This is a genomic window from Erythrobacter litoralis, assembly GCF_029760855.1.
In the GTDB taxonomy this organism is placed as follows: Bacteria; Pseudomonadota; Alphaproteobacteria; order Sphingomonadales; family Sphingomonadaceae; genus Qipengyuania; species Qipengyuania litoralis_A.
The window spans coordinates 50,284-74,396 of record NZ_SOSI01000002.1 but is presented as its reverse complement, the minus strand read 5'-3'; the positions used below and the strand labels follow the sequence as shown (position 1 = coordinate 74,396).

At 58.1% G+C, this 24,113-nt stretch carries 24 protein-coding genes and 1 tRNA gene; 13 read left to right on the top strand and 12 right to left on the bottom strand.

Annotation, left to right across the window (positions count from 1 at the left end; all coding sequences use genetic code 11):
- Positions 1–119 precede the first annotated feature (119 nt).
- Positions 120–1,409 (top strand): hypothetical protein, encoded by a 1,290-nt coding sequence (locus E3U23_RS03270; protein ID WP_279349773.1) that lies wholly within the window; start codon positions 120–122, stop codon positions 1,407–1,409.
- Positions 1,410–1,470: 61 nt separating this feature from the next.
- Here E3U23_RS03270 and E3U23_RS03265 read toward each other — a convergent pair whose 3' ends face one another.
- Positions 1,471–2,199 carry an NYN domain-containing protein gene (locus tag E3U23_RS03265; RefSeq protein WP_279349772.1) on the bottom strand — a complete coding sequence of 243 codons (729 nt, stop codon included), beginning with the start codon at positions 2,197–2,199 and terminating at the stop codon, positions 1,471–1,473.
- Between the two features lie 100 nt (positions 2,200–2,299).
- Between E3U23_RS03265 and lipA the strand changes: the two genes are divergently transcribed.
- The gene (gene lipA, locus E3U23_RS03260; protein WP_279349771.1) at positions 2,300–3,253 is read left to right on the top strand and encodes a lipoyl synthase; all 954 of its coding nucleotides are present in this window, start codon (positions 2,300–2,302) and stop codon (positions 3,251–3,253) included.
- Positions 3,253–3,714 (top strand): type II toxin-antitoxin system RatA family toxin, encoded by a 462-nt coding sequence (locus E3U23_RS03255; RefSeq protein ID WP_279349770.1) that lies wholly within the window; start codon positions 3,253–3,255, stop codon positions 3,712–3,714. The genes lipA and E3U23_RS03255 overlap by 1 nt, the downstream gene beginning before the upstream one ends.
- On the opposite strand, the gene E3U23_RS03250 is transcribed toward E3U23_RS03255, so the two are convergent.
- Together E3U23_RS03250 and E3U23_RS03245 are read right to left on the bottom strand one after the other, a co-directional pair.
- Complete coding sequence (locus E3U23_RS03250; RefSeq protein ID WP_279349769.1) at positions 3,675–4,178, bottom strand: CinA family protein; 504 nt, start codon at positions 4,176–4,178, stop codon at positions 3,675–3,677. The genes E3U23_RS03255 and E3U23_RS03250 overlap by 40 nt on opposite strands.
- A gap of 13 nt (positions 4,179–4,191) precedes the next feature.
- Positions 4,192–5,334 (bottom strand): bifunctional 2-C-methyl-D-erythritol 4-phosphate cytidylyltransferase/2-C-methyl-D-erythritol 2,4-cyclodiphosphate synthase, encoded by a 1,143-nt coding sequence (locus tag E3U23_RS03245; RefSeq protein WP_279349768.1) that lies wholly within the window; start codon positions 5,332–5,334, stop codon positions 4,192–4,194.
- A gap of 71 nt (positions 5,335–5,405) precedes the next feature.
- Here E3U23_RS03245 and dusB point away from each other — a divergent pair, with 71 nt between their 5' ends.
- From dusB to hflX, 7 genes are all read left to right on the top strand, one after another.
- Positions 5,406–6,428, top strand: coding sequence for a tRNA dihydrouridine synthase DusB (gene dusB / locus E3U23_RS03240; RefSeq protein ID WP_279349767.1), 1,023 nt, complete (start codon positions 5,406–5,408; stop codon positions 6,426–6,428).
- Entirely contained in the window at positions 6,425–7,504 is a 1,080-nt protein-coding gene (locus tag E3U23_RS03235) for a two-component system sensor histidine kinase NtrB (RefSeq protein WP_279349766.1), read from the top strand. The genes dusB and E3U23_RS03235 overlap by 4 nt, the downstream gene beginning before the upstream one ends.
- The gene (locus tag E3U23_RS03230) at positions 7,494–8,906 is read left to right on the top strand and encodes a sigma-54-dependent transcriptional regulator (protein WP_279349765.1); all 1,413 of its coding nucleotides are present in this window, start codon (positions 7,494–7,496) and stop codon (positions 8,904–8,906) included. The genes E3U23_RS03235 and E3U23_RS03230 overlap by 11 nt, the downstream gene beginning before the upstream one ends.
- A gap of 61 nt (positions 8,907–8,967) precedes the next feature.
- Entirely contained in the window at positions 8,968–11,202 is a 2,235-nt protein-coding gene (locus E3U23_RS03225) for a sensor histidine kinase (RefSeq protein WP_279349764.1), read from the top strand.
- 3 nt (positions 11,203–11,205) lie between these two features.
- Entirely contained in the window at positions 11,206–12,576 is a 1,371-nt protein-coding gene (locus E3U23_RS03220) for a sigma-54-dependent transcriptional regulator (protein WP_279349763.1), read from the top strand.
- A gap of 152 nt (positions 12,577–12,728) precedes the next feature.
- A complete protein-coding gene (gene hfq / locus E3U23_RS03215; RefSeq protein WP_279349762.1) occupies positions 12,729–13,271 on the top strand; it encodes an RNA chaperone Hfq in 543 nt (180 codons plus the stop codon).
- A 50-nt stretch (positions 13,272–13,321) separates the two neighbouring features.
- Positions 13,322–14,593, top strand: a complete 1,272-nt coding sequence (gene hflX / locus E3U23_RS03210) for a GTPase HflX (RefSeq protein WP_279349761.1) — start codon at positions 13,322–13,324, stop codon at positions 14,591–14,593.
- Between the two features lie 3 nt (positions 14,594–14,596).
- Here hflX and mazG read toward each other — a convergent pair whose 3' ends face one another.
- The 9 genes from mazG to E3U23_RS03165 form a co-directional block, all read right to left on the bottom strand.
- Entirely contained in the window at positions 14,597–15,376 is a 780-nt protein-coding gene (mazG, locus tag E3U23_RS03205; protein WP_279349759.1) for a nucleoside triphosphate pyrophosphohydrolase, read from the bottom strand.
- Positions 15,377–15,430: 54 nt separating this feature from the next.
- Positions 15,431–15,607, bottom strand: a complete 177-nt coding sequence (locus E3U23_RS03200) for a hypothetical protein (protein WP_279349758.1) — start codon at positions 15,605–15,607, stop codon at positions 15,431–15,433.
- Complete coding sequence (locus E3U23_RS03195; RefSeq protein WP_279349757.1) at positions 15,604–16,371, bottom strand: MBL fold metallo-hydrolase; 768 nt, start codon at positions 16,369–16,371, stop codon at positions 15,604–15,606. Before E3U23_RS03195 ends, E3U23_RS03200 begins: the two co-directional genes overlap by 4 nt.
- A complete protein-coding gene (locus tag E3U23_RS03190; protein WP_279349756.1) occupies positions 16,368–17,147 on the bottom strand; it encodes a TatD family hydrolase in 780 nt (259 codons plus the stop codon). The genes E3U23_RS03195 and E3U23_RS03190 overlap by 4 nt, the downstream gene beginning before the upstream one ends.
- Positions 17,147–18,706: a methionine--tRNA ligase gene (metG, locus tag E3U23_RS03185; protein WP_279349753.1), complete on the bottom strand. Its 1,560-nt coding sequence runs from the start codon at positions 18,704–18,706 to the stop codon at positions 17,147–17,149. The genes E3U23_RS03190 and metG overlap by 1 nt, the downstream gene beginning before the upstream one ends.
- On the bottom strand, positions 18,699–19,643 hold the full coding sequence (locus E3U23_RS03180) for an AAA family ATPase (protein WP_279349751.1): 945 nt from the start codon (positions 19,641–19,643) through the stop codon (positions 18,699–18,701). Before E3U23_RS03180 ends, metG begins: the two co-directional genes overlap by 8 nt.
- Positions 19,640–20,281, bottom strand: coding sequence for a dTMP kinase (tmk, locus tag E3U23_RS03175; protein ID WP_279349750.1), 642 nt, complete (start codon positions 20,279–20,281; stop codon positions 19,640–19,642). Before tmk ends, E3U23_RS03180 begins: the two co-directional genes overlap by 4 nt.
- Positions 20,278–21,450, bottom strand: a complete 1,173-nt coding sequence (locus tag E3U23_RS03170; RefSeq protein WP_279349749.1) for a D-alanyl-D-alanine carboxypeptidase family protein — start codon at positions 21,448–21,450, stop codon at positions 20,278–20,280. The genes tmk and E3U23_RS03170 overlap by 4 nt, the downstream gene beginning before the upstream one ends.
- Before the next feature lie 73 nt (positions 21,451–21,523).
- Complete coding sequence (locus tag E3U23_RS03165) at positions 21,524–22,546, bottom strand: lytic murein transglycosylase (protein WP_279349748.1); 1,023 nt, start codon at positions 22,544–22,546, stop codon at positions 21,524–21,526.
- A 125-nt stretch (positions 22,547–22,671) separates the two neighbouring features.
- Between E3U23_RS03165 and E3U23_RS03160 the strand changes: the two genes are divergently transcribed.
- The 3 genes from E3U23_RS03160 (at position 22,672) to E3U23_RS03150 (ending at position 23,707) form a co-directional block, all read left to right on the top strand.
- Positions 22,672–22,761 (top strand) — tRNA-Ser (locus tag E3U23_RS03160).
- A gap of 158 nt (positions 22,762–22,919) precedes the next feature.
- Entirely contained in the window at positions 22,920–23,441 is a 522-nt protein-coding gene (locus E3U23_RS03155; RefSeq protein WP_279349747.1) for a tyrosine-type recombinase/integrase, read from the top strand.
- 32 nt (positions 23,442–23,473) lie between these two features.
- Positions 23,474–23,707 (top strand): hypothetical protein, encoded by a 234-nt coding sequence (locus E3U23_RS03150; protein WP_279349746.1) that lies wholly within the window; start codon positions 23,474–23,476, stop codon positions 23,705–23,707.
- Positions 23,708–24,113 lie beyond the last annotated feature (406 nt).

Sequence of the window (24,113 nt, the reverse complement as noted above, 5' to 3'; positions counted from 1 at the left end):
CAACCGGCATTCAATCGGTATTCAGGCGGAAAACCTAAACTTTCCCTCAGATTTCTCGCGTTGCACGGCGTTAGATCATCGTGTGTACGCGCCCATTAATTCACTATCGGAGATCCAATATGTCCTTGCAATCCAAGCTTGTACGCAAGTCGATTTCGAAGTTCGCCCTGGCCGTTGCGATGGCGACGACAGGTGTTGTCGCTATGGGCGCAATCGAAGCCCCCGCCTTCGCGCAGAAGAAAAAGAAGGACAAGCAAGAGGCTGCACAGACGAACTATTCTGAAGGGTTCGTTGCGACTTACCAGCCTATCGCCACGCAGATCGAAGGCGGAGCGGATCCGGCCACGCTGACCGGTCAGGTGCCTGCCGTTGTCGCAGCTGTGGAGACCGATGACGATCGTATGGCCGCTGGCAACTTGATCCTTTCGATGGGTCAGAAAGCGCAGGATCCGGCGTTGCAAAAGCAGGGTCTTGAAATGATGCTGCAGAGCGGGAAGGTCCCTGCGGCGAATATTGGACAATACAATATGTTCGCGGGGCAACTGGCTTACAACGCGAAGGAGTATCCCGCTGCACGCAACTATCTCGAGACGGCTTTGGCCAATGGCCAGACGAGCAACGATCTCGAAGCGCTCATTGCCGAAAGCTATTTCGCTGAAAACAACTATCAGGAAGGTCTGACCTACCTTAACCAAGCGATCGAGACCCGTAAGGCAGCAGGCCAAACAGTCGATCAGGAATGGATCAAGCGCGGCTTGGCCGTAGCCTACAATAACAAGCTTTCACCGCAGACAAGCAACTTTGCGACGATGCTCGTCGAAAACGAACCCACGCCGTCCAATTGGGCCGATGTCGTAATCCTGCAGATGGGTGCGGCGAATTACGCGAACCCCGAACTGCTGGATTTGCTGCGTCTCGCACGAGAGGCAGATGCTCTTCGCGAGGAGGGTATGTATCTCGATTACGTCGATGCAGCGGACTACCGTAGGCTTCCCGGCGAAGTCATGGCTGTGATCGACGAGGGAAGGGCCGCGGGGAAGCTGGATCAATCGGCGACCTATTTGAACGACATTCGCAGCCAGGCAGAAGGCCGGGCGACCGAGGATCGCGGCGATCTCAGCGGTATTCTATCTTCTGCGCGCAGTTCGAGCGATGCGACTACGATCGTAAACGGCGCCAACCTTGCTCTGAGCTATGGCGATTATCCGGCCGCCGAGATGCTTTATACGAAGGCTATGGATATGGCTGGTGTCGATAAGTCGTTGGTGCAGACCCGTCTTGGCATTGCCCAGCTCGAACAGGGCAAGGCAGCCGAGGCGAAAGCTAACTTCGATGCCGTAACGACAGGCGATCGCGCTTCCATCGCACGGCTGTGGGCTCTTTATGCGAGCCAACAGCAAGGGGGCTGAAACCTCGATAACTCCTTACATAGCGGCGCGAGACCAACTAGGTTTCGCGCCGCTTTTCTATTCAGCGTAAGCGTTTGACGTAGGCTCCGGTGCCGTTGCGGCGTTCGACCTGGAACTGCGCAATCGACTCGAAAAGATCGGACAAGCGCTTGAAGCCGTAGTTTCGGACGTCGAAGCTCGAGCGGTTGCCTGCGATCTTTCCGACTTCCCCTAATGCTGCAAAGCCATTTTCGTCCCGCTTCGCCGCTTTCCACGCCGTTCCCAGCAATTCGACGAGTTCTTCGTCCACTACGTCCTTGCCGCGCGGTTGCTTGCTTTTCGGCGTATCAGGCTCATCCGAAGCACCTTTGATGAGCGCATCGATATCGATGAAACGGGTGCACGCACTCTTGAACGCGCCCGGAGTCTTACTGACGCTGCCAAACCCGTAAACGACCAATCCGTCCTGCCGGAGCCGCGTGACCAAAGGCGTAAAATCGCTGTCGGAACTCATGATCCCGAAGCCATCGACCTTCCCTTGATAAAGCAGGTCGATGGCATCGATCGTCATGGCCATGTCCGTGGCGTTTTTCCCCGCCGTAAGATCGAATTGCTGCTGAGGGCGAATTCCGTATTTGTGGGTGATCTGATCCCACTTCGCGAGATTGTTCTTCGCGAAGTTGCCATAGGCCCGCTTGATATTCACCTGGCCCAGTTCGGCCATTACGGTCAGCACAGGGTCTATGCCTTTCGGCGACGTGTTGTCCGCATCGATCAGTAGCGCGATGTTCTTCAGAGATTCGTCGGTCATGTTCGTGGCCATGGCCATATCGAGAGAGGCGCGCAAGATGTCGGTCCCCGCAGAGACGCGGCTTGCGACAGCGAAGCCGCACTCCTAGATGGAACACGCAATGAACGATCTATCTTCCGTCCCGTCCCCCGAAAGCGACCGTCCGATTTCCCGTCGCAAACCCGATTGGATTCGCGTCAAGGCTCCGGTTAGCAAGGGCTATCACGAGACGCGCAAGCTGATGCGCGATCTCAACCTCAATACGGTGTGCGAAGAAGCAGCATGCCCGAACATTGGCGAGTGCTGGGACAAGAAGCACGCCACTGTCATGATCCTCGGTGATGTGTGCACGCGCGCCTGCGCATTCTGCAACGTGAAAACGGGAATGCCGCGGATCGTCGATACGATGGAACCGGAAAATGTGGCCGTCGCGGCGGGCCAGATGGGCCTAAAGCATATCGTCATTACCAGCGTCGACCGGGATGACTTGCCGGATGGCGGCGCGAGCCAGTTCGTTAAGGTAATCAAGGCGCTTCGCCGTGAGACGCCCGAAACGACCATCGAAATTCTCACTCCCGACTTCCGTAATAAGATGCGCCCCGCCGTTGAAGCAATTTGCGAGGCGGGACCGGACGTCTACAACCACAACCTCGAAACCGTACCGCGCCTATATCCCACCATCCGACCGGGCGCGCGCTATTACGCCTCGCTGCGGTTGCTTGAAGAGGTGAAGAGCCACGATCCAATGATTTTCACCAAGTCCGGCATCATGCTCGGTCTGGGTGAGCAGCGGCTCGAAGTGCACCAAGTCATGGACGACATGCGCAGCGCCGATGTCGACTTCATCACGATGGGCCAATATCTTCAGCCGACCCCGCGCCACGCCAAGGTGGAGGATTTCGTGACGCCGAAAGCCTTCGCCGCTTACGGCTCCATCGCGCGGGCGAAAGGCTTCCTGCAAGTCGCATCAAGTCCGCTCACCCGGTCGAGCTATCATGCAGGTGACGACTTCGCACAGATGAAGGCGGCGCGCGAGGAACGGCTGACTAAGGAGCGGGCGAGGGCACAAGCCTGATGCCTGGCATTCGCGAAAAGCGCGTTCTTCCTTACAGCGCCGAACAGATGTTCGACCTCGTTGCCGATGTCGATAAGTATCCCGAATTCCTACCGTGGGTGGTTGCGACCCGGGTCCGCAGCAATTCCGAAGACGTGCTCGTCGCCGACATGCTGGTGGGCTTCAAGGCGATCCGCGAAAAATTCACTTCGCGCGTGACGAAGAACCGGCCGGACAGCCTGGAAGTTAGCTACGTTGACGGTCCGCTACGCGACCTGCGCAATAGCTGGAAGTTCGAACCGCGGGACGACGGCGGTTGCGAAATCGATTTTTGCGTGGATTTCACGTTTCGCAATGCCGTTTTCGAAGCGCTGGCCGGCCAGTATTTCGACAGGGCGTTCCGAAAGATGGTTGGCGCCTTCGAACAGCGCGCCGAGGAGCTTTATGGCAGCAGCAGTTCGAGCGCGCAAAGCGTCGCCTGACGGCGAATCTCCCCCCGACTGTCCGAATCGAAGTGCCGCATCTCGCCATCGGGCTGCGCGGTTTCGCCGCGTAGGACACGGGCAAAGACGACTGTCCCTACAGGCTTCAACTCCGTCCCGCCGCCCGGCCCGGCAATGCCGCTGATCGCCACCGCGACGTCGGCCCTCGACTTTTCCAGCGCGCCCTTCGCCATCGCCCAGGCGCAAGCTACCGAGACTGCGCCGAAAGTTTCGATAAGATCCTGCGGCACTCCGAGAGATTCGATCTTCGCTTCGTTCGAATAGGTGACGAACCCGCGTTCAAGGACAGCCGAAGAGCCCGGAATGTCGGTCAGCGCAGCCGACACCAATCCCCCGGTGCAACTTTCAGCCAGCACGACCTTACGGCCGCTCTGCGCATTCTGTTCGACGACCTTGTGCGCAAGAGCGACGATGTCGGGCGGCATGAGGGCATCGGCGTACATGGCGGTCCTTCCGTCAATTGCTTAGCAAGGTGGCAACCGCCTGCGCCGCAATACCTTCCTCGCGACCGGTGAAGCCGAGCCTTTCCGTGGTCGTGGCCTTTACCGACACAAGGTCGATGTCAACCTCGACCAGTTCGGCGATCCGTTCCCGCATCCTTTCGCGATGAGGTCCGATCTTGGGCGCTTCGCACATGATAGTAAGATCGATATTGCCGATACGATAGCCTCTCGCGTCCGCAAGTTCGACGGCGTGTACCAGAAACCGGTCGCTGCTCGCGCCGCGCCATTCGGGGTCTGACGGTGGGAAATGAGACCCGATATCGCCCGCCCCGATCGCCCCCAGAACGGCGTCGGTAAGGGCATGGAGCGCGACATCGGCATCGCTATGGCCTGCAAGGCCGCGGTCATGCTCGATCCGGACGCCGCCGAGCCACAGTTCCTCACCGGACGCGAGCCGGTGTACGTCGAAGCCGGTTCCGACCCGCACAGAGGGCGCTTCGCGGAAGTCTTCGGCAAAAGTGAGTTTTCGCAATCGTTCGTCTCCTTCGACCATCGCGACGACTCCTCCATTGGCGCGCAGAACCTGTGCATCGTCGCCTGCGTCAGAGATACCGCCCCATGCTTCGTGGGCGTCCTTTATCGCCCGAAGATTGAACGCCTGAGGGGTCTGCACCCTGCGAAGAGCATTTCGATCCGCGCTTCCCATCATGATCGTGCCAGCGCCGGTTGCCAAACTGTCCACTACCGGAAGGACCGGAATAACGCCGGCGTAATCTTGCAACGCAGCCAAGAGCCGGTCAACCACTTCCCCCGGAACAAACGGCCGCGCCGCGTCGTGAATCAGGACCGCCTCAAATTGAGGCGATATGCGCGTCAGCGCCGCAGCAACCGATTCCTGTCGCGTAATCCCACCGGCCACGAACTCGACAATGTCTGAAGGGCCGATCATGTCCGCAGCGAGCGCTTCATAGCCTTCTGGTACGGCAATTACGATCTTCCCAGCGCCTGCCTTCACTAAACCCTCTACGGAATGCCGAAGGACAGACTTCCCGCGATAGCTCGCGAACTGTTTCGGTACGCCTTGCGCGGCCCTCTCACCTTTCCCGGCGGCGACGACGACGGCTGCGAAACGGGACGGGGGAGGTGGCGCGGTCATCCCCTTCGCCGCTAGCGGCTTGCTCCGCTACCAGCAACGCCCTATGTGGCTGCCTATATTTTGAGCATACGATGACAGACATTTTGCCTCCCCCGCCTCGCAGCCCCATGCCGATCAAAGTCGGACCAGTGACGATCGACACGCCCGTTGTTCTCGCGCCGATGACCGGGGTGACGGACCTGCCGTTTCGAAAGATGGTGCGCCGGTTCGGCTCGGGTTTGAACGTGACCGAGATGATCGCCAGCCAGGCCGCCATTCGCGAGACGCGCCAATCGGTTCAGAAAGCCGCTTGGGATCCTATCGAGGAACCCATTTCGATGCAGCTTGTCGGCTGCGATCCAGTCAGCATGGCCGAAGCCGCGAAGCTCAATGCAGACCGCGGCGCGGACATTATCGATATCAATTTTGGGTGTCCGGTCCGCAAGGTCGTGAATGGGTTAGCCGGGTCGGCCCTGATGCGTGAAGTGCCATTGGCGACCAAGCTCATGGAAGCGACGGTGAAGGCGGTAGACGTACCGGTGACGGTGAAAATGCGCATGGGCTGGGACCATGCCGACCTCAACGCGCCGGACCTTGCGCGCATCGCCGAGGATCTTGGTGTAAAGATGATCACCGTCCACGGTCGCACCCGTAACCAGATGTATAAGGGCAGTGCGGACTGGGCTTTCATCCGCAAAGTCAAGGAAGCGGTGTCGATCCCCGTGATCGTTAACGGAGACATCTGCAGTCCGGAGGATGCTGGCAATGCGCTTGCGCAGTCCGGCGCGGATGGCGTGATGATCGGGCGCGGAGCCTACGGCAAGCCTTGGCTGCTGGCGCAAGTTATGCATTGGTGGCGCACGGGCGACAGCCTTTCTGCGCCGTCGGTCTCTCAGCAATACGGTACCATTACTGAACATTACGCCGATATGCTCGAACTCTATGGCAAAGATGTTGGTGTGAAAATCGCGCGCAAGCATCTGGGCTGGTATACCAAGGGCCTTCCCGGTTCCGCCGAGTTCAGAAACCGGGTGAACTTCATCGATGATGTCGACACGGTTCGTTCGGAATTGGCGCGCTTTTACGAACCGTATTTGGAACGACAGGCTGCGTGATTGAGCAGACTACGAGCTTGCCGCCTTATGAGGCGCAGGTGGCGGGGATGGTTTTCGCTGTGCTGCTTATCGATGCCGACGGTGTGGTAGTTCAGGCAAACCCCTCTTCCGAAGAAATGCTCGGGCTGAGCGCGTCGCGCCTAGTCGGCCGTAAATTCGACGAGATCGTGAGAGTAGAAGATCCTCGGGTCGAGCGGGAAATGGCTGAAGGCAACGCGCGGCTAATCGCTCGCCATGTCGAAACGGAAATCGAAAGCTCGAGCCGGGTTATCAACCTGACGTCGTCGCCACTCGCAACTCATCGTGGGTGGCGAGTGATTACATTGTCCGACATCGGGCAGGGCGAGGCGGCGTTCGATCATGGGCAATCCGCAGCCTCTACTCCATCGATCCTCGCACATGAAATCAAGAACCCTCTCGCTGCCATAAAAGGCGCCAGCCAGCTGCTCGAACGGCGGAGTGAAGAGAACAATCGTTCGCTCGCTCGAATGATCATCAAGGAAGTCGATCGCATCGCTTACTTGATCGATCGAATGCAGCAGTTGGGCAGTCGGACCGCGCTGCAAATGGAAAATTGCAATGTCCACGAAATCGCCCGTAGCGCGCTTGGCGTGATCCGCGCGAGCCGAAACAGCCAAATTACCTTTCGGGAGGAGTTCGATCCATCTCTGCCCGAAGTGCAAGTAGACCGAGAAGCGCTCCGACAGGTTCTCATCAATTTACTGGCCAATGCCTGCGAGACGCTCGAAAATAACAACGACCGGCAGATCGAGATACGCACGCGCTACGAAAGCGGATTTGTGTTCTCGGCCTTTCGCTTAGGTCAATCTACAAAGTTGCCGATCGAAATTTCGATTATCGATAACGGTCCGGGCATTCCGCAGGATTTGCAAAGCCGTATATTCGACCCGTTTTTCTCGACGAAAAGGGGTGGGCAAGGTTTGGGGCTGGCGCTCGTGGCCAAACTCGTCGCCGATATGGGCGGTCGGATTGATCACTTTCGTGACAATCGAAACGGAACGACGAATTTCCGGGTCAATCTTCCAGTCGCAAAGCTGAAAACGCATGACCTCTAGAATTCTTCTCGTCGAGGACGATCCCGGCATAGCAACCGTGATTGGGGAGGCTTTGCGGGAAACAGGATACGACCTCGTCACCTGTGCCAGCGTTGCAAAGCGTGACCTTCATTTATCGCAAGACTGGTTCGACGCCATGATCACGGATGTTTTCCTCGAAGATGGCGACGGTTTGGCTTCGATCGAAACGGTTCGAGAAACAGCGCCTGGCTTGCCTATCATCGTTCTTTCCGCGCAGAACACACTCGATACAGCCGTTCGCGCAAGTGCCAGCGAAGCCTTCGAGTATTTTCCAAAACCGTTCGATCTCGATGAGCTTCTTGCGGCGGTAAAGGCTGCAATTTCGCGTAGTCCATCGGGCGGTTGCGAAAGCGGGACCACACCGCAGCAAGACCTGCCGCTGATCGGGCGAAGCCCGGCCATGCAAGAGGTGTATCGCCTCATTACGCGCGTTTTAAACAACGAACTGACCGTATTGATTACCGGCGAATCCGGCACCGGAAAGGAACTGGTGGCCGAGGCCATCCATCAGTTAGGCAAGCGCCGAACGGGGCCGTTCGTCGCAATCAACGCCGCGGCCATTCCGCGCGACCTTATCGAAAGCGAATTGTTCGGTCACGAACGGGGAGCGTTCACAGGAGCGATCACGCAGCAGATCGGTAAATTCGAACAAGCCAATGGCGGAACCTTGTTCTTGGACGAGATCGGCGACATGCCGATTGAGGCGCAAACGCGTCTCCTGCGGACGCTGCAGTCCAGTCGTATTCGGCGCGTCGGTGGGCGACACGAGATACCCATCGACGTACGAATTATCGCTGCAACCAATCGCGATCTGCAGCCTGCTATTGCAGAAAATCGTTTTCGCGAGGATTTGTTCTATCGGTTGAACGTCGTTCCCATTCACCTGCCGCCGCTGCGCGAAAGGTTTGGGGATATCGAACCGCTTGTGCACCATTTTCTGATGAAAGCGACGGAGCAGGGTCTTCCGAACCGCAAGATTACGAACAGCGCCTTACAGATCCTCCAGGGTCGTCGCTGGCGAGGTAACGTTAGAGAGCTGCAGAATACGGTTTTCCGTTTGGCCTTGCTCGCGCGAGACGAGATGATCGACGAGGCGCTGGTTCACAACTCTCTCGGCGAGGAAGAGGCCGCTCAAGGAGACACTCTGCGCGATTGGCGATCAACTATTGATCTATGGTACGATGCGGCAGAGCCTATAGATGGTCAGGTATATCACGACGCGCTTGCAGCTTTCGAAGCGCCATTGCTCGAGCGAACACTCGAGGAAACGCACGGAAACCAACTGAAAGCAGCCAAGGTGCTCGGGATAAACAGGAACACGTTGCGAAAGAAAATATCCGAACTCGGAATAGATACGTCGGTTTTTATCGAACGCCAATAACACGCATCTCGTCGCTTTTTCGCTTGCATGAAAGGCACAGGAGCGTTGTAAGCCTGCAACAATGGCTACACATGCCTCAACTTCCCTGAGTTCCAGTCCGCGGTGGCGGCGAAAGTTCGTCGTGGCTTCACGTCGCGCGAACCTATTCACCTTTCTCGAAATCGCGGCACTTGCCGCCTTTCTTATCATGATCGGTAGTACGTGGGCCGCATTCGACGGTGCGCCCACTGATGGAAAGCTGTTACCCAATCAGCAAGTTGCAGCGCTTCTCATTGGAACGCTCATTCCGGCGATGGCGCTCCTGATCCTCGCAGGTCGGCGGCTGGCCTTACGCCGTGCGGCCGGTAGCACCGCGCGCCTCCATGTACGGCTGGTGTTCTTCTTCTCCCTGATTGCGGCCGTACCGACGCTGCTCGTCTCCGCATTCTCCGCTTGGTTGTTTCAATCGGGAGTGGATTTCTGGTTCTCCGACAATTCGCGTGGCCTGATGGAGAACGCGAACCAGCTCGCCGAAAACTATTACAACGACAACCAGCTCGATCTCGCTAACGAAACGGTCTCGATGGCGATGGACATGCGGGCGATCCTGCAGAACGTGTCTGTCACGGATCCAAACTTCATGCTGGTATACGAGTATCAGGCCCAACCGCGGGAGGTGATTGAAAGCGCAATCCTTCAAGCCATGCCCGATGGCAGCATCAGAACCGCGGTTGTGTACGGTATCGAGCAGGACAGCGATCCGCGATCGTTTGCCGAAGGAACGCTACGGCAGCTTCGCGCTGGTGAACCGGTCGCCGTGCGTGGCAGCGCCGAAAGGATAGAGGCGGTCGCTCCGATCGATCGACCGGCCGGTATCTACCTGTACACAGCACGCAACGCCGAAGCGCGCGGCTTCCAGAGCTGGCAAAGCGCTCGTGAAATTTCCATCGCCTACGATAGCTTGACGACACGCGCCCGGGCGCTCCAGCTAAGGTTCAACCTCGCTCTATTTTTCGTAAGTTTGGCATTGGTGGGATTGGCAGTCTGGTTCGCTTTACGCTTCGCCGATCGACAAGTCGAACCCCTAACCGAATTAGTGCTGGCTGCTCGTAAGGTCGGGCAAGGTAATTTCGCGATGCGAGTGGAAGGACGCACGGGGGCGGATGAAATCGGGATGCTAAACCGCGCCTTTAATCGCATGACGTCGCAGCTCGAGAAACAGACCGATGCGCTTTTGTCAGCCAACACGCAACTCGAGGAGAGACGGAGCTTCATCGAAGCCGTCCTGGAATCGGTGAGCGCCGGGGTCATCTCGATTGATCGGCAGCGCAATGTGTTGCTGATGAACGGACCGGCAGAATCCATGTTGCTCGAAGATCCGGATGCCACAGATCGGCCGACAAAACTCGATGCGCTCGCGCCGCAGATTTCGGCGCTCGTTCAGTCGGGCCTCGACAGAGGCGTCATCAGCCATTCGAGAAGAGGAGACCTCCTGACCCTCGCCGTCAAAATCGGTGCGGATGCGGACGGGTCCGTCATCACGTTCGAGGACATAACACGACAATTGCTGGACCAGCGGCAAGCGGCATGGTCGGACGTGGCCCGAAGGATCGCTCACGAAATCAAGAACCCGTTGACTCCTATCCAATTGGCAACGGAACGGTTGAAACGCCGGTATCGCAAGCAAATCGATCTCGATGTGGAACTGTTCGACGAACTTACGGGAACTATCGTGCGGCAAGTTGGCGACCTGCGGAAGATGGTCGATGAATTTTCGAGCTTCGCAAGGTTGCCAAAGCCGGTGTTTCGTCCGGAGGATGCGATCGACCTTATCAGACAGTCACTGTTTCTTCAGGAAGTTGCAAATCCAGAAATCGAATATTTCTTGGATACGGATGTCACGTCGGAAGCAAAGATCGATGCGGACCGTCATCAACTTGGCCAGGCGCTGACCAACGTTTTAAAAAATGCGGCCGAAGCAATCGAGGGCCGCGCAGCGCAGGAAACCGAACCCTATCATGGCCGTATCAAGGTTGGAGTAGAACTTACCGAAACGCAGCTTGTCGTAGCGGTGGAAGATAACGGTGTTGGCCTGCCGAAAGATCGCGAACGACTCCTCGAACCGTACGTAACCACGCGTGAAAAAGGGACGGGGCTAGGCCTCGCAATTGTTAACAAGATCGTCGAGGAACATGGCGGTACGATGGTGTTCTCCTCCCTCGAGCATGGGGGAACGCGGGTGACATTATCGTTCGCGCGAGACCCCACGCGACCTTCGAACACTCCGACCTCGCAAGAACTCGAAATAGGAAACTGACGCATGGCGCTCGACATTCTCGTAGTCGATGACGAACGCGACATCCGCGAACTGGTCTCAGGCGTATTGAGCGATGAGGGCTATGAATGCCGCACCGCTGCCGACAGCTCGGGAGCGCTGGAAGCGGTCGATAAGAAGCGACCGAGTTTGGTGCTTCTCGACGTATGGCTGCATGGCAGCAAGATGGACGGCCTCGAAGTTCTCGACGCCATCAAGGCCCGTGAACCGGAACTGCCGGTAATCATTTTCTCCGGCCACGGTAATATCGATACGGCGGTGTCGGCCGTAAGCCGTGGCGCAGTAGATTTTCTGGAAAAACCGTTCGAAACAGAGCGTCTCCTGCATCTCGTGGAGCGCGCTACTGAAACGGAAAGATTGAGGCGCGAAAATACGCGTCTGAAGCAGGACACCAGCGAGGAAGGGGAATTCACCGGCAATTCGGCGTCGATCAACGCCGTGCGAGCCACTTTGAAAAGAGTGGCAGGGACGGGCAGCCGCGTGATGATCAGTGGTCCTGCGGGTTCCGGCAAAGAAGTAGCTGCCAGGCTCTTGCATAACTGGTCGACGCGCGCTGACAAACCATTCGTAATTGTCAATTCCGCACGAATTACGCCGGAGAGGTTCGAGGAAGAGTTGTTCGGTGAAGAGAGCAACGGCAAGCTTGTTCGTCGTGGTCTCTTGGAAAGTGCGGATGGCGGGACGCTCTTTCTCGACGAAGTTGCCGATATGCCGACATCGACCCAAGCGCGTATCCTGCGGGTCCTGACAGATCAAAGTTTCGTAAGGGTAGGGGGCTCGCGGCAGATTGCCGTCGACGTCCGCGTCGTATCCAGCACTGCGCGGGATTTGACTCTGGAAATGGAGGAGAAACGTTTTCGAGAAGACCTTTTCTACCGATTGAATGTGGTCCCAGTCGAGGTCCCATCACTGACAGAACGGCGGGACGATATCCCGGCGCTCGCAAGGCACTTCTTCGCCCGGTACGCATCGGAACAGGGCGTTCCACCACCCGAAATAAGCGAGGAGGCGATAGCAGCCTTGCAGGCGTATGACTGGCCTGGAAATGTCCGCCAGATGCGCAATGTTGTCGAACGTACGGTGATTCTGACACCGCGCGAGGAGATGCAAACCATCGAGGCAGACATGCTGCCGGAAGAGATCTCCGGTAGCGGGTCGGGATCTAGTGGCATTGCGGCCTTGATGGGCGCCCCGCTGCGCGAAGCTAGGGAAAGCTTCGAGCGAGAATATCTCGCCATCCAAATACGACGTTTTTCCGGCAATATTTCAAAGACCGCCAATTTCATCGGAATGGAACGTTCGGCATTGCACCGCAAGTTGAAGCTTCTGGGCATGGCAGAGCGTGGAAAGAAATAGCCGCACGTCTTGGAGGGAATTTTTCGCGATCTCGAAACCGAACGGTGCAATAGGCTTTACAAAATAAGGGAGTACCCACTTCAGATATCGGACGCGGTGGTTGTGTCCAGATTGCCGCGATAAGATGTGCGGCCAAGAAACGGAGAACGTACATGCCAAGCGAAAGAACGCTGACGGCTAGGCCGAAGTCGGTCAAACCGGCAGAGCCGAAGACGAAAGAGAAACGCCCCGGGCTGCAAGATGCTTTTCTGAATTTACTCCGAAAGGAGAAAATGCCGGTAACGATCTTTCTTGTTAAAGGCGTAAAGCTTCAGGGTATCGTCACGTGGTTCGATAATTTCAGCATCCTGTTGCGACGAGACGGTCAATCCCAGCTCGTTTACAAACACGCTGTCAGCACTATCATGCCGAGCCAACCCGTCGATGCCACGCAGTTTGGTAGTCAGGGCTCAAATGCGAAGCAGAGGCTTCTTCAGGATGTTTTCCTCAGCCGGGTCAGCGAGAGCGAAACGCAAGTTACGATGTTTCTTGTCAATGGTGTAATGCTACAGGGCGAAATCGCTGCATACGATCTGTTTTGCATGCTGCTCGAACGCGATGGTTATGTGCAACTCGCATACAAGCATGCGGTCTCAACGATCCAACCTGCGACACCTGTAGACCTGTCCGAAGATATATCCGAGGAAGACCACTGAGCTTCGACGACGACCTTCTCGGCGAAGTAACGCGTGGCGCATGCGCTCTCGTGGTGTGTCCGGATATTCGTGGGACGAATTACGACCTCGATGCTCGAAGCCGTCTCGCCGAGGCAGAAGGCTTGGCATTGGCGATCGGCATCGAGATCGCCGAAAGTTTTGTCCTGCCGGTTCGAGAAGTCAGGCCGAACCTCCTGTTTGGGTCTGGCCAAGTCGAGAACATCGCGACCGCATGTGAACAGAACGAGGCGGAACTCGTCGTGGTCGACGGTTCGCTTACGCCGATCCAGCAGCGCAACCTCGAGGAGAAACTGTCGCGCAAGGTCATTGATCGAACGGGTTTGATCCTCGAGATCTTCGGAGAACGTGCGGACACGGCGGAGGGTCGCCTGCAGGTCGAACTGGCGCATCTGGATTACCAGCAAAGCCGGCTCGTACGTAGCTGGACTCACCTCGAACGTCAGCGTGGCGGCTTCGGCTTTCTCGGCGGTCCGGGCGAAACGCAGATCGAGGCGGACCGTCGAATGATTCGACAGCGCATGGGACGGTTGCGGCGCGATCTGGAGCAGGTTCGCAAAACTCGTACCCTTCACCGCGACCGGCGCGAGCGAGCACCATGGCCCGTCATCGCGCTGGTCGGCTATACGAACGCGGGCAAATCGACGCTGTTCAATCGTCTCACAGGCTCGGATGTGATGGCCGAAGACCTTCTTTTTGCTACCCTCGATCCGACGATGCGTGCGATCGCACTGCCGGGTGTCGAAAAGGCGATTTTATCGGACACGGTAGGCTTCATCTCGGACCTGCCGACGCAGCTCGTCGCCGCATTTCGCGCGACTTTGGAAGAAGTGACCGGGGCAGATGTCATCTGTCACATTCGCGATATGGCCAACCCCAACGCGGCGGCCCAAAAGGCTCAGGTTCTTCAGGTGCTTACTGATCTCGACGTCATCGAGAAGGGGGAGGGGGGCGAAAGCACCATTCCCATCCTCGAAATCTGGAACAAATGGGACGCGTTGAGTGAAGACGCTCGCGCGGAACTCGAACCGCTTGCAAACAGCGATCCCGATGTCGTGGCGGCTTCGGCGCTAGATGGAACAGGCGTTGGCGATGTATTGGCGCGGCTTAGCGAAATGCTGACCGAAAAAGCCTTGGTCAAGACGTTCGAATTGCCGACTTCCGATGGTCGCCGGATCGCTTGGCTTCATGCGCATGGCGATGTTCTTGAGGAAAGCGATGCCGGGCAGGGCGTGGATGGCCCTCTGCGTAAGTTCGTCGTGCGGCTTAATCCGAAGGAACTGGGTCAGTTCGAAAGCCTTTGAAGTCTATGCTTCAAGTTCGTGCTTTTCGAGGCTTTTGACCTTCACCCATAACACTTCCTGCTCCGGTAACGGCAGATCGGAGAAGGGGCCATCTGCCTCTCTCTCCATCGCACGGAACCTGCGCTCGAATTTGGCGCTGGCTTGCTTGAGTGCTTGTTCGGCGTCGACGCCATAGCTCCTCACCACATTGACCGCAGCGAATAGCAGGTCACCGGCTTCTTCCTCGACCGCGTCCGGGGCGGCGGTTTCGAGCTCCTCCAATTCTTCGATAACTTTGGCTCTCGGCCCGGCTCGATCAGGCCAGTCGAACCCATCGCGCGCCGCGCGTTTCTGCAGTTTTTGCGCGCGAAGCAAAGCTGGTAGGGCGTTCGCCACACCATCCATGGCGCTGGTCGATCCCGCGTCCAAGCGTTCCCGCGCCTTCAAGTCCTCCCAGCGCGAAGAATCCATTGTTCCGCCTTCTGAGCCGAAGATATGAGGATGCCGCGCTTCCATCTTCCTGGAGACAGCCTCAGCAACATCGTCGAAGTTGAAATGACCCTCTTCTTCGGCAATTCGTGAATGGAATACGACTTGGAGTAGCAGATCTCCCAATTCCCCGCGGAGGTCGCTCATGTCTTTTCGTTCGATCGCATCGGCAACCTCGTAGGCTTCCTCGATCGTGTAGGGAGCGATCGTCTCAAAGGTCTGCGCGACATCCCATTCGCAGCCAACATCCTTGTCGCGCAAGCGCGCCATGATCGCGAGAAGTCGATTGATGGAAGGACTGACTTGATCGGACATTGAGATACTCAACTGCATCGGAATGATAATCGATATTATGTTAAATAGTCGAGATTACGATACGCCGAGGACACCGCTGACCAAAAGATATCCGCCACCAATAATTCCGATCCAGATAAGCGCAATAACCGCGATACGTTTCGTATCCAGTCCGTAGCTGCGTACACCGCGAAGATAGACGACGACGAGCGCGGCCATGATCGCCGCATAGGCTGCGTAGCCCCAGCTCACAATTCGATCTCAAGACCGTCATAGCCGACCGTAACATTGCTCGGCGTTAAGTCCGCCACAGTTCGGTAATCCATGCTCTTGTCGAGATGTGTCAGGACCATTGCCCGCGCATTTGTGCGGCCTCCGAACTCCAACGCCATCTCGTAATGCGCATGTGTCGGATGCGGCCGCATCCTCAGGCAGTCGCATACTAGCAGATCTACCCCCTCAAGGCATTCGACCATAGCATCGGTTATCTCGCTGAAATCCGTCGCGTATCCGATTGATCGACCATCGCTTTCAAAGCGAAAACCCGTACTTTTCGCTGGCCCGTGCGGCATTTCAACCCAATCGAACGAGAAGCCGGACACCAGTCTGGCATCCTTGACGTCCCGTAATTCGACGAGCGTCGGATAACCGAACTGGCCTGCGAAGATGTAATCGAACCGTCGTTTCAACCGCTCGCCGGTTACGGTCGTGGCGTATCCGGGCAAAGGATTGCTGCGATCGTAGCGCATGACACGAAGATCGTCGATTCCGTGGCAATGATCGGCATGGTCGTGGGTCCAGAATACGGCATCGACTTTCTCGATACCGTTCGCCAGCAACTGGTTGCGCAGGTCGGGCGACGTATCGACAAGAATGCGCTGACCTGCATTGCTCTCGACGATGATCGAGACCCTGCTTCGCCGATTGCGCGGCTCTTTCGGGTCGCATTCGCCCCAATCCTCGCCGATCCGCGGCACGCCGGTCGACGTTCCGCTGCCGAGCATCAGCAGTTTCACGGTCGCTGCGCTTTGGAAAATAGACGATAGAAGTTATCCGTCGTGTACCGTGCTAGGTCGTCGGGTTCCTCGTTTCGTAGTTCGGCAAGAAAAGCGGCGGTGTCGCCGACGAAAGCCGGTTCGCACGTCTTGCCGCGATGCGGAACGGGCGCGAGAAACGGGCTGTCCGTTTCGACCAAAAGCCGGTCTTGCGGTAGGGTCTTTGCAAATGCCTGCAAGTCTTTGGCATTCTTGAAGGTCACGATACCGGAGAGTGAAATCGACAAACCAAGTTCCAGCACGTGTTCGCCGAATTCGGCGGACGCTGTGAAGCAGTGAATCAGAGCCGCGAAGGTCCCCTGCCCCATTTCTTCGCGGAGGATTGCGAGTGTATCCTCTTCTGCGTCGCGCGTATGGATGATCAACGGCAGGCCGGTTTCTCGACTTACCGATATGTGCATGCGGAAAAGTCGCTTCTGCGCTTCGCGATCGGAGTGATCGTAATAGTAGTCGAGGCCGGTTTCACCGATGCCAATCACTCGCGCATTGCGAGTGGCTTCAAGCAGTTCCGCGCGGGTCAATTCCGGATGGTCATCGGCATTGTGTGGGTGGATGCCGACGCTCGCCCAAACGGTATCACGCCGGTTTGCCGTGCCGACGACCTGCGCCCATTCCGACTGCTTGGTCGAGATATTGAGAAACGCACCGACGCCGCGTGCGCGAGCCCGGTCGAGGACATCGTCCTGACTTTCGACCAACCCTTCGTATTCGAGATGGCAATGACTATCGACCAGCATCACGCCGTCTCCGCTTCAGACAGTTCGAGCCGGGGGAAGATCGGCGACGGCTTGTCGAGCGTCTTGCCGGTCGCGACGCGCGCATCGAACCAGCTCTCGTCGGAAAGCGCAGCGAAGTCCCTTGCATTGTCTGGCACATCGAGTTGGTCGAGGACTGCAGCGGCCTTGGTCGGGATAACGGGCTGAATAGCGATCGCCAGATCGCGGATCGCGAGTACGAGAGTCTGCAACACGACCTTCATTCGTTTAGGATCGGTCTTCTTGAGCGACCACGGCGCCTGTTCGTCGACATATTGGTTGCAAGCATAGACCGCGCGCAGCCACGCTTCGATGCCTGTGCTGAACGAAAGACTGTCGAACGCGTCTGGCAGTGCATTACGGCAGGCAACCTGGACGATTGTCAGCAAGGCCTTGTCCTCGCCCGAAGTCTCGAAACGTTCGAGCGCGCCGTCCATATTCTTTTGAACCATCGACAGGGTGCGCTGTGCAAGATTGCCGAAGCTGTTCGCCAGTTCCGCATTAACTTTGTTTACTAGAGCTTCGGCGGAATAGCTGCCATCTTGCCCGAAGGTGACTTCCGCCATCAGGAAGTAGCGCAGCGCATCGACCCCGAAGCGATCCGCCAACTCGCCCGGATCGGTGACGTTACCAAGCGACTTGGATTCCTTCTGCCCTCGATTGAGCAGAAAGCCATGGCCGAACACCTTTTTCGGTAACGGCAGGTCCGCGCTCATAAGGAATGCCGGCCAATAGACCGTGTGGAACCGCACGATATCCTTGCCGATCAAATGGAGATCGGCGGGCCAGAATTTCTCCCACATCTCCCCGCCATCCGGATAGCCAACTCCGGTTACGTAATTCGTGAGGGCATCGACCCATACATACATGACGTGATCGTCGTGACCCGGTACCTTCACGCCCCAATCGAAACTCGTCCGGCTGATCGAAAGGTCTTTCAACCCACCCTCGACAAAGGCGAGCATCTCATTCCGCCGGCTTGCGGGTTCGCAAAATCCGGGCCGGTTGAGCAGCTCTATCAGGCGATCCTGATATGCAGAAAGCCGGAAGAAGCAGGTTTCCTCCTCGGTCCATTCGACAGGCGTTCCTTGGGGCGAAAGGCGTTCGCCGCCCTCCCCTTCGACCAATTCCTTTTCGTCATAAAAGGCCTCGTCCCTGATCGAATACCAGCCTTCATAGCGGTCGAGGTATATGTCGCCCTTCGCTTCCATTGCCCGCCAGATTGCACGGCTTGCCTCGTGATGATCGACATCGGTGGTGCGGAGGAACCGGTCGTAAGAAATATCGAGTTTATCGAACAGTGCTTTGAAATAGCCCGACATTTCGTCCGCCAAGGCGCGCGGGGTCTGACCCAGTTCGCGCGCTTTCTGCGCCATTTTAAGCCCGTGCTCGTCGGTTCCGGTCTGGAAGCGCACCTCACGACCGCGCAGGCGCTGAAACCGCGCCATCACGTCGGCGGCGATCGTTTCGTAGGCGTGGCCGATATGCGGCTTGCCATTGGGATAATGGATCGCGGTGGTAATGTAATAAGGATCAGGCATCGACCGACGCGCTAGCGGCCCCCGCTTTTGCGAGCAAGGTTCCGATTTCCATTGCGAGAAGACCGGCGTCGTAATTGAAGATTGGCTGTTCGGCGGTCAGCCGCACGAGCTCGCCGTGCGCATCGATCAGCGGCGAGGGATCGCGGCTTGCCTGCTCGACCTCTTCCGCAAGGGTCGATCTGGCAAGATCGAGCACGGCCTGCAAACGGTCACGATCCGGCCGAGCGCCGATCACGCCGGCCAACGCACCTCGCAACGCGAAGCCGCGGTCCCCCTCCTTGAGGATCGAACTCATAAGCGTGGCAGCCTCGCCCAAATCCATTCGGACGAAAGAGATTGCGGCTCCGGGAGAGCCGGCGGCAGCCTTCACCGCAGCCGTTCGTGTTTCTGCCTCCGCGTCCGGTGCCAGATCGCGAAGCAATTCGTCCATCACTTGGTCGGACAACGAGGGAAACCGCAGCGTTCGACAGCGCGAACGGATCGTCGGAAGAAGTCGTGCCGGACGATGCGTAATGAGCAGGAAGGTGGTGCCCTGCGGCGGCTCTTCCAAACTTTTCAACAAAGCATTAGCGGCATTGCGTTCGAGATCGTCGGCAGCGTCGATGATGACGATGCGTCGATCGCCGAGCGTCGGCTTGGTCGTAAGGCGCCGCTGCATGGCGCGCACCTGCGCAATACGGATGCTGCGGGCGCTTTCATACGCTTTGCCGTCCGCTCGCTTGCGCTCCTCCTTGTCGTCCTTCGCGCCATAGGTCAGCGATAGGATATCGGGATGCAATTCAGTCCCAGCGCCAAGCAATCGGCGCGCGGCTGCTTGTGCGAAGCCTGCCTTTCCAAGCCCTTTCTTACCGGCAAGTAGCCACGCGTGATGCATCCGCTGGCCTTTGGTCGCGCGCGTCCAACTGTCCCACGCCTGCTCGTGACCGATATAGGTCATAGCTTGAATGCATCTATAAGGGGCAGAACCGCATCCATTACGCGGCGGTGGACGCCCTCAACGCCGCCCTCTCCCGAAATAACCGCAAATCGCGAGGGTTCGCGTTCAGCGAAGTTGAGAAACGCGCGATTTACCGCTTCATGATATTCCCGACCCCGCCCGCCGATCGCGTCGCTCGTATCGCCATCGCGCTGGCGCAAGCGGAGCGAAGACGTCGCCTCTTCCGCCGCGAGCACAATGGTCAGGTCGGGCAGAAGATCTTGGCTGCCTATCTTATGCAAGGTGCGCACCGCTTCGTCTCCGATGGAAAGTGCAAACCCCTGATAGGCGCGGCTGCTATCGAGAAAGCGGTCGGACACAATCCAGGTCCCGCGCGCCAAGGCAGGACGAATGCGCTTTTCGACATGATCCGCCCGGGCGGCGGCGAAAAGGAGCGCTTCAGAGGGCGCGCCCCACCCCTCTCCCGGAGGGTCGAGTATCAGCTGACGGATCGCTTCCGCACCCGGCGTTCCACCGGGCTCTCTCGTCGCGTCGACCTCAATTCCGCATTCCCGCAGCGCCGAGGCAAGAAGCCGGGCCTGTGTCGATTTGCCCGCCCCCTCGCCGCCCTCGAGGGCAATGAATTTTCCGTGCATCACGAGAACCAGCCGAGAATGGCGTTGAATGTCCGCCAAATAGGCGTTGCTTCGTCGACATTCGCGGTCGCCGCCAACGGAATTTCGAAGGTGCCCAGCGGCCCTGCCGACACTTCCAGATGCGCCACGGTCTCGCCCTTGGCGATCGGCGCGCGCAGCGGCCCCTCATATACGATGCGCGTCGTCATGGTCGGCGTCCGATCATGCGGAAGATTGATATGGACCCCCTCCCGAGGAGCCAGCCCAACATAACGGTCCTTTCCTCCCTGTACCTCGGCCGTACCAATCTCGACGCCTGCCGTAGCCAACACCTTTTCATCGAAATTCGTAAATCCCCATTCGAGCAAATCACGGGCGGCGCGATTGCGTGCGGTTCCGCGAGGGCTTCCGGCTACGACGAGAATAAGCCGACGATCGCCGCGCCTTGCCGAGCCGAGATATCCATAGCCTGCCTGGTTGGTGAACCCGGTCTTGATACCGTCCGCGCCGGGCACGACGCCGCTCAACGGATCGTGATTGGGCTGTGTGATCTCATTGAACCGGAATTCCCGTTTCCCGACATAATGCGCATACTTCGCCGGATGACGTTCGATCATCGTATGTGCCAGCGTTCCAAGGTCGCGAGCGGTTACGAACGTGCGACCCTCATCCATCCACCCGTTTGGAGTGCCGAACCGACTGTCGGACATGCCAATATCCTGAGCCTTCGCATTCATGGCATCGACCCATTGCCTGACGGAGCCGGCTGCCCCTTCCGCCAGCACAGCCGCCCCGTCATTCGCCGATACCGTGGCGATCCCGTGAATGAGATCGTCGATGCGCACCTGATCCTGCGCGTCGAGGAACATCGTCGAGCCGACACCGCGCCATGCCTTGAACATAGCAGGGCTGACGGCGACGCGTTTGTCCTGGGTAAGTTTGCCCTCTTCCATCATTTCGAATGCAAGAAAGATGGTCATCGTCTTCGTGATCGAGGCCGGCATGAATCGCCGGTCCGCCTCGCGGGCGAAAAGAACCTGTCCATTCGCAGCGTCGATCAGGTATGCGATCGGAGCATCTTCGGCCGATGGTGGACTGGGTGGGTCGGACAGCTGAGGCTGCGCCGCGCTCGTCGCCGGCACGCTTATCGATAAAAGGACGGGGAGGTATCGCTTGATGAAAGTGCCCAACATCGCTCGCGTCATAGGTTGGCGACAGCTCTAGGTCGAGAAGGATGAAGGCATCCTTCCGCGTTTAACCGTTCGATCAGGACCCTATCTCACTCGCCAGAAGGCCAACGCTCATCGCGTAATAGTTAGAACAGTTGTATTCGAGGATAACGCGATAATTCGACGTCAGCAGCCATGCGGGTGAACCCGGGCCATCCGGTTGGAACAGCGATACGAGAGTTCCCGGTGCGAGGGGCCTTTGCGGCTGGACACCAAGCGCCTGCCATTCGTCGACCGTCTTGTATTGGCTATGCCGACTATGCACTCGTTCGCAGACCGGCGCATCGAGTTTCGTCGCGTAGCGCGATGGAGTGAAATCGCGCGGCACATAAGCGCTGACGCCCCATGGCTGTCCGGGACGCCACCCGGCATCACGGAAGTAATTGGCGATCGATGCCAACGTATCCGCGCGATTGTTCATGATGTCCGCCCGCCCGTCACCGTCCCCGTCGGTCGCGAGGCGGAGATAGACGCTGGGAAGGAATTGAGGATAGCCGAAAGCGCCGGCCCAGCTGCCCTTCAACTGCGAACGACTATAACCCTTGTCGGCGACCTTCATCAACGCGACGAACTCTTCCTCGAACAGATCGCGTCGCCGCCCTTCCCATGCGAGGGTCGCAAGCGCCTGCGACAAATCGAAACCGCCGGTCACGTTGCCGTAGGCGGTCTCATGGCCCCAGATAGCCACGAGGATCTCGCCGGGAACACCATAATCCTGTTCGATCCGCGCAAGGGTGCTTCGCGCATTGCGATATTCGCGTTGTCCGCCGGAGATACGCGCCGTGTCGACATGAGACGCTATGTACGGCGCCAGAGGGGGAAAGCGGTTGCTTTGCGACGTCCCACCCGGTTGCGATTCATCGAGTTCGATCACCCGGTTGCTGGGTGACAGTCCTGCCGTCATCCGCGAAATCGTTGCTTCGCTCACACCTTCGGCGCGCGAACGTGCCTGCAGGATCTGGACATACTGATCGAAGGACATGTCCTGCGCCGCCAGCGGTACGGATGCCGGCAGGCTGAAAAGCGCAATCAAGGAAGCGAACGACCGTAGATATTTCATGCTGTCTCCCTTCGCATATCGTACCTGAATGGCCAATGCGAATGATTGCGCCCATGCAGCGATCCATCTTTTGGTTTTGCGTGACACCTGCCGTCCATATCGCTAGCGCGGATACGACCGAGAGCGGACAGGTGGCAGAGTGGTCGAATGCAGCGGTCTTGAAAACCGCCGTGGGTTCACGCCCACCGTGGGTTCGAATCCCACCCTGTCCGCCACCCCCCTATATCATTAAGCGTCAGGACGTGCCATAAAGTGTCACGTTTCTGCGGTTTTGTCCAAATCAGACGCGCATCGCGTGTCAGGACGTGTCATGAATTGTCAGGTCGCTGGGGGCACACCTGGGGGCATCAAACGTCAATTTGGGGGCACCGATATGTTGAGCGATGCGAAGGCGCGGAAGGCAAAGCCGGGCGAGAAGGATTACAAGCTCGCCGATGAGAAGGGGTTGCACCTGCTCGTGCGGCCGAACGGGTCGAAGCTCTGGCGGCACAAGTATCGCGTGAACGGCAAGGAAAAGCAGGCGAGCTACGGCGCCTATCCCGAAGTGTCGATTCGCGCGGCGCGCGACCGGCGAGACGAGACACGCGAAATCTTGCGCGCCGGTAACGATCCGGCAATCGAGGCGCGCAAGGCTGCTGCATCCGCCATCACGTCTTCCGAGCATTCGTTCGAATCGCTGGCCCGCGAATGGTACGAGATCAATCGGTCGCGCTGGGTCGATCGACACGCCGAGGACGTCATTACCAGCCTCGAGCGCGACGTGTTCCCCATGCTGGGAGAGTTTGCGCCGGGCGAACTAACCGCGCCTCTTATCCTTGCCTGCCTTCGCCAGGTCGAGAACCGCGGCGCGATCGAAACGGCGGGACGTCTGCGCAGGGCCGTATCACATGGCTGACAAGCCGCGGTGCGTTCGGCAAATCGGGCAAGATGGACATCGAGCTCGAACATGTCGAAGTGGATGGACGGATCGTTCCGCTCAACAACACCTATTGTCAGGAAGGCGAAGGGGCCATCATGGCGACCGTCGGCGGCGTCCTGCTCGCCGGCGTCTTGGCCGGCTTCATCATCGGAAAGTCGGGCCGCATTCCCGAATGCCGCGAGCTGATGGTTAAGACGGAAGAGCCTCTCGAACTCGCCGTCTCGGCCAGCGCTGTCGCCTAGTCGAGCCGGCAGGCTGCATTCGCGCCTCCTGCTCCCCAGGTTGCCACTACGGGCGGAGCCCCCGCTTCCGCGACCGCGGACCTCGGCACGATGGCAGTAGCTGGCGAATAAGCAAAACAGGCTGGGCGCATGCACGTTTGCGTTCCCGCCTGAAATTGTTGCTGCCACTCGGCGCGCTTTGTAATCTAATCAGCGCCGCACGTCGCAAAGGATTGGTGTCGTAGCCGTAACCCAAGGGGGATAGGACGGCGTAGCAGTTCGCCAGCCGGGTGGCACCGGCCGCGGCGTCTGACTGGGTTAGAGACTCAATCTGAGCGAGATCGCAGGGGTCCGCCAATTTTGCTGCATTGCAAGACTGTTTGGTTTTCAAGGCTTTAGAATCGGCTTTCGTTGCGAGAATGCGAGA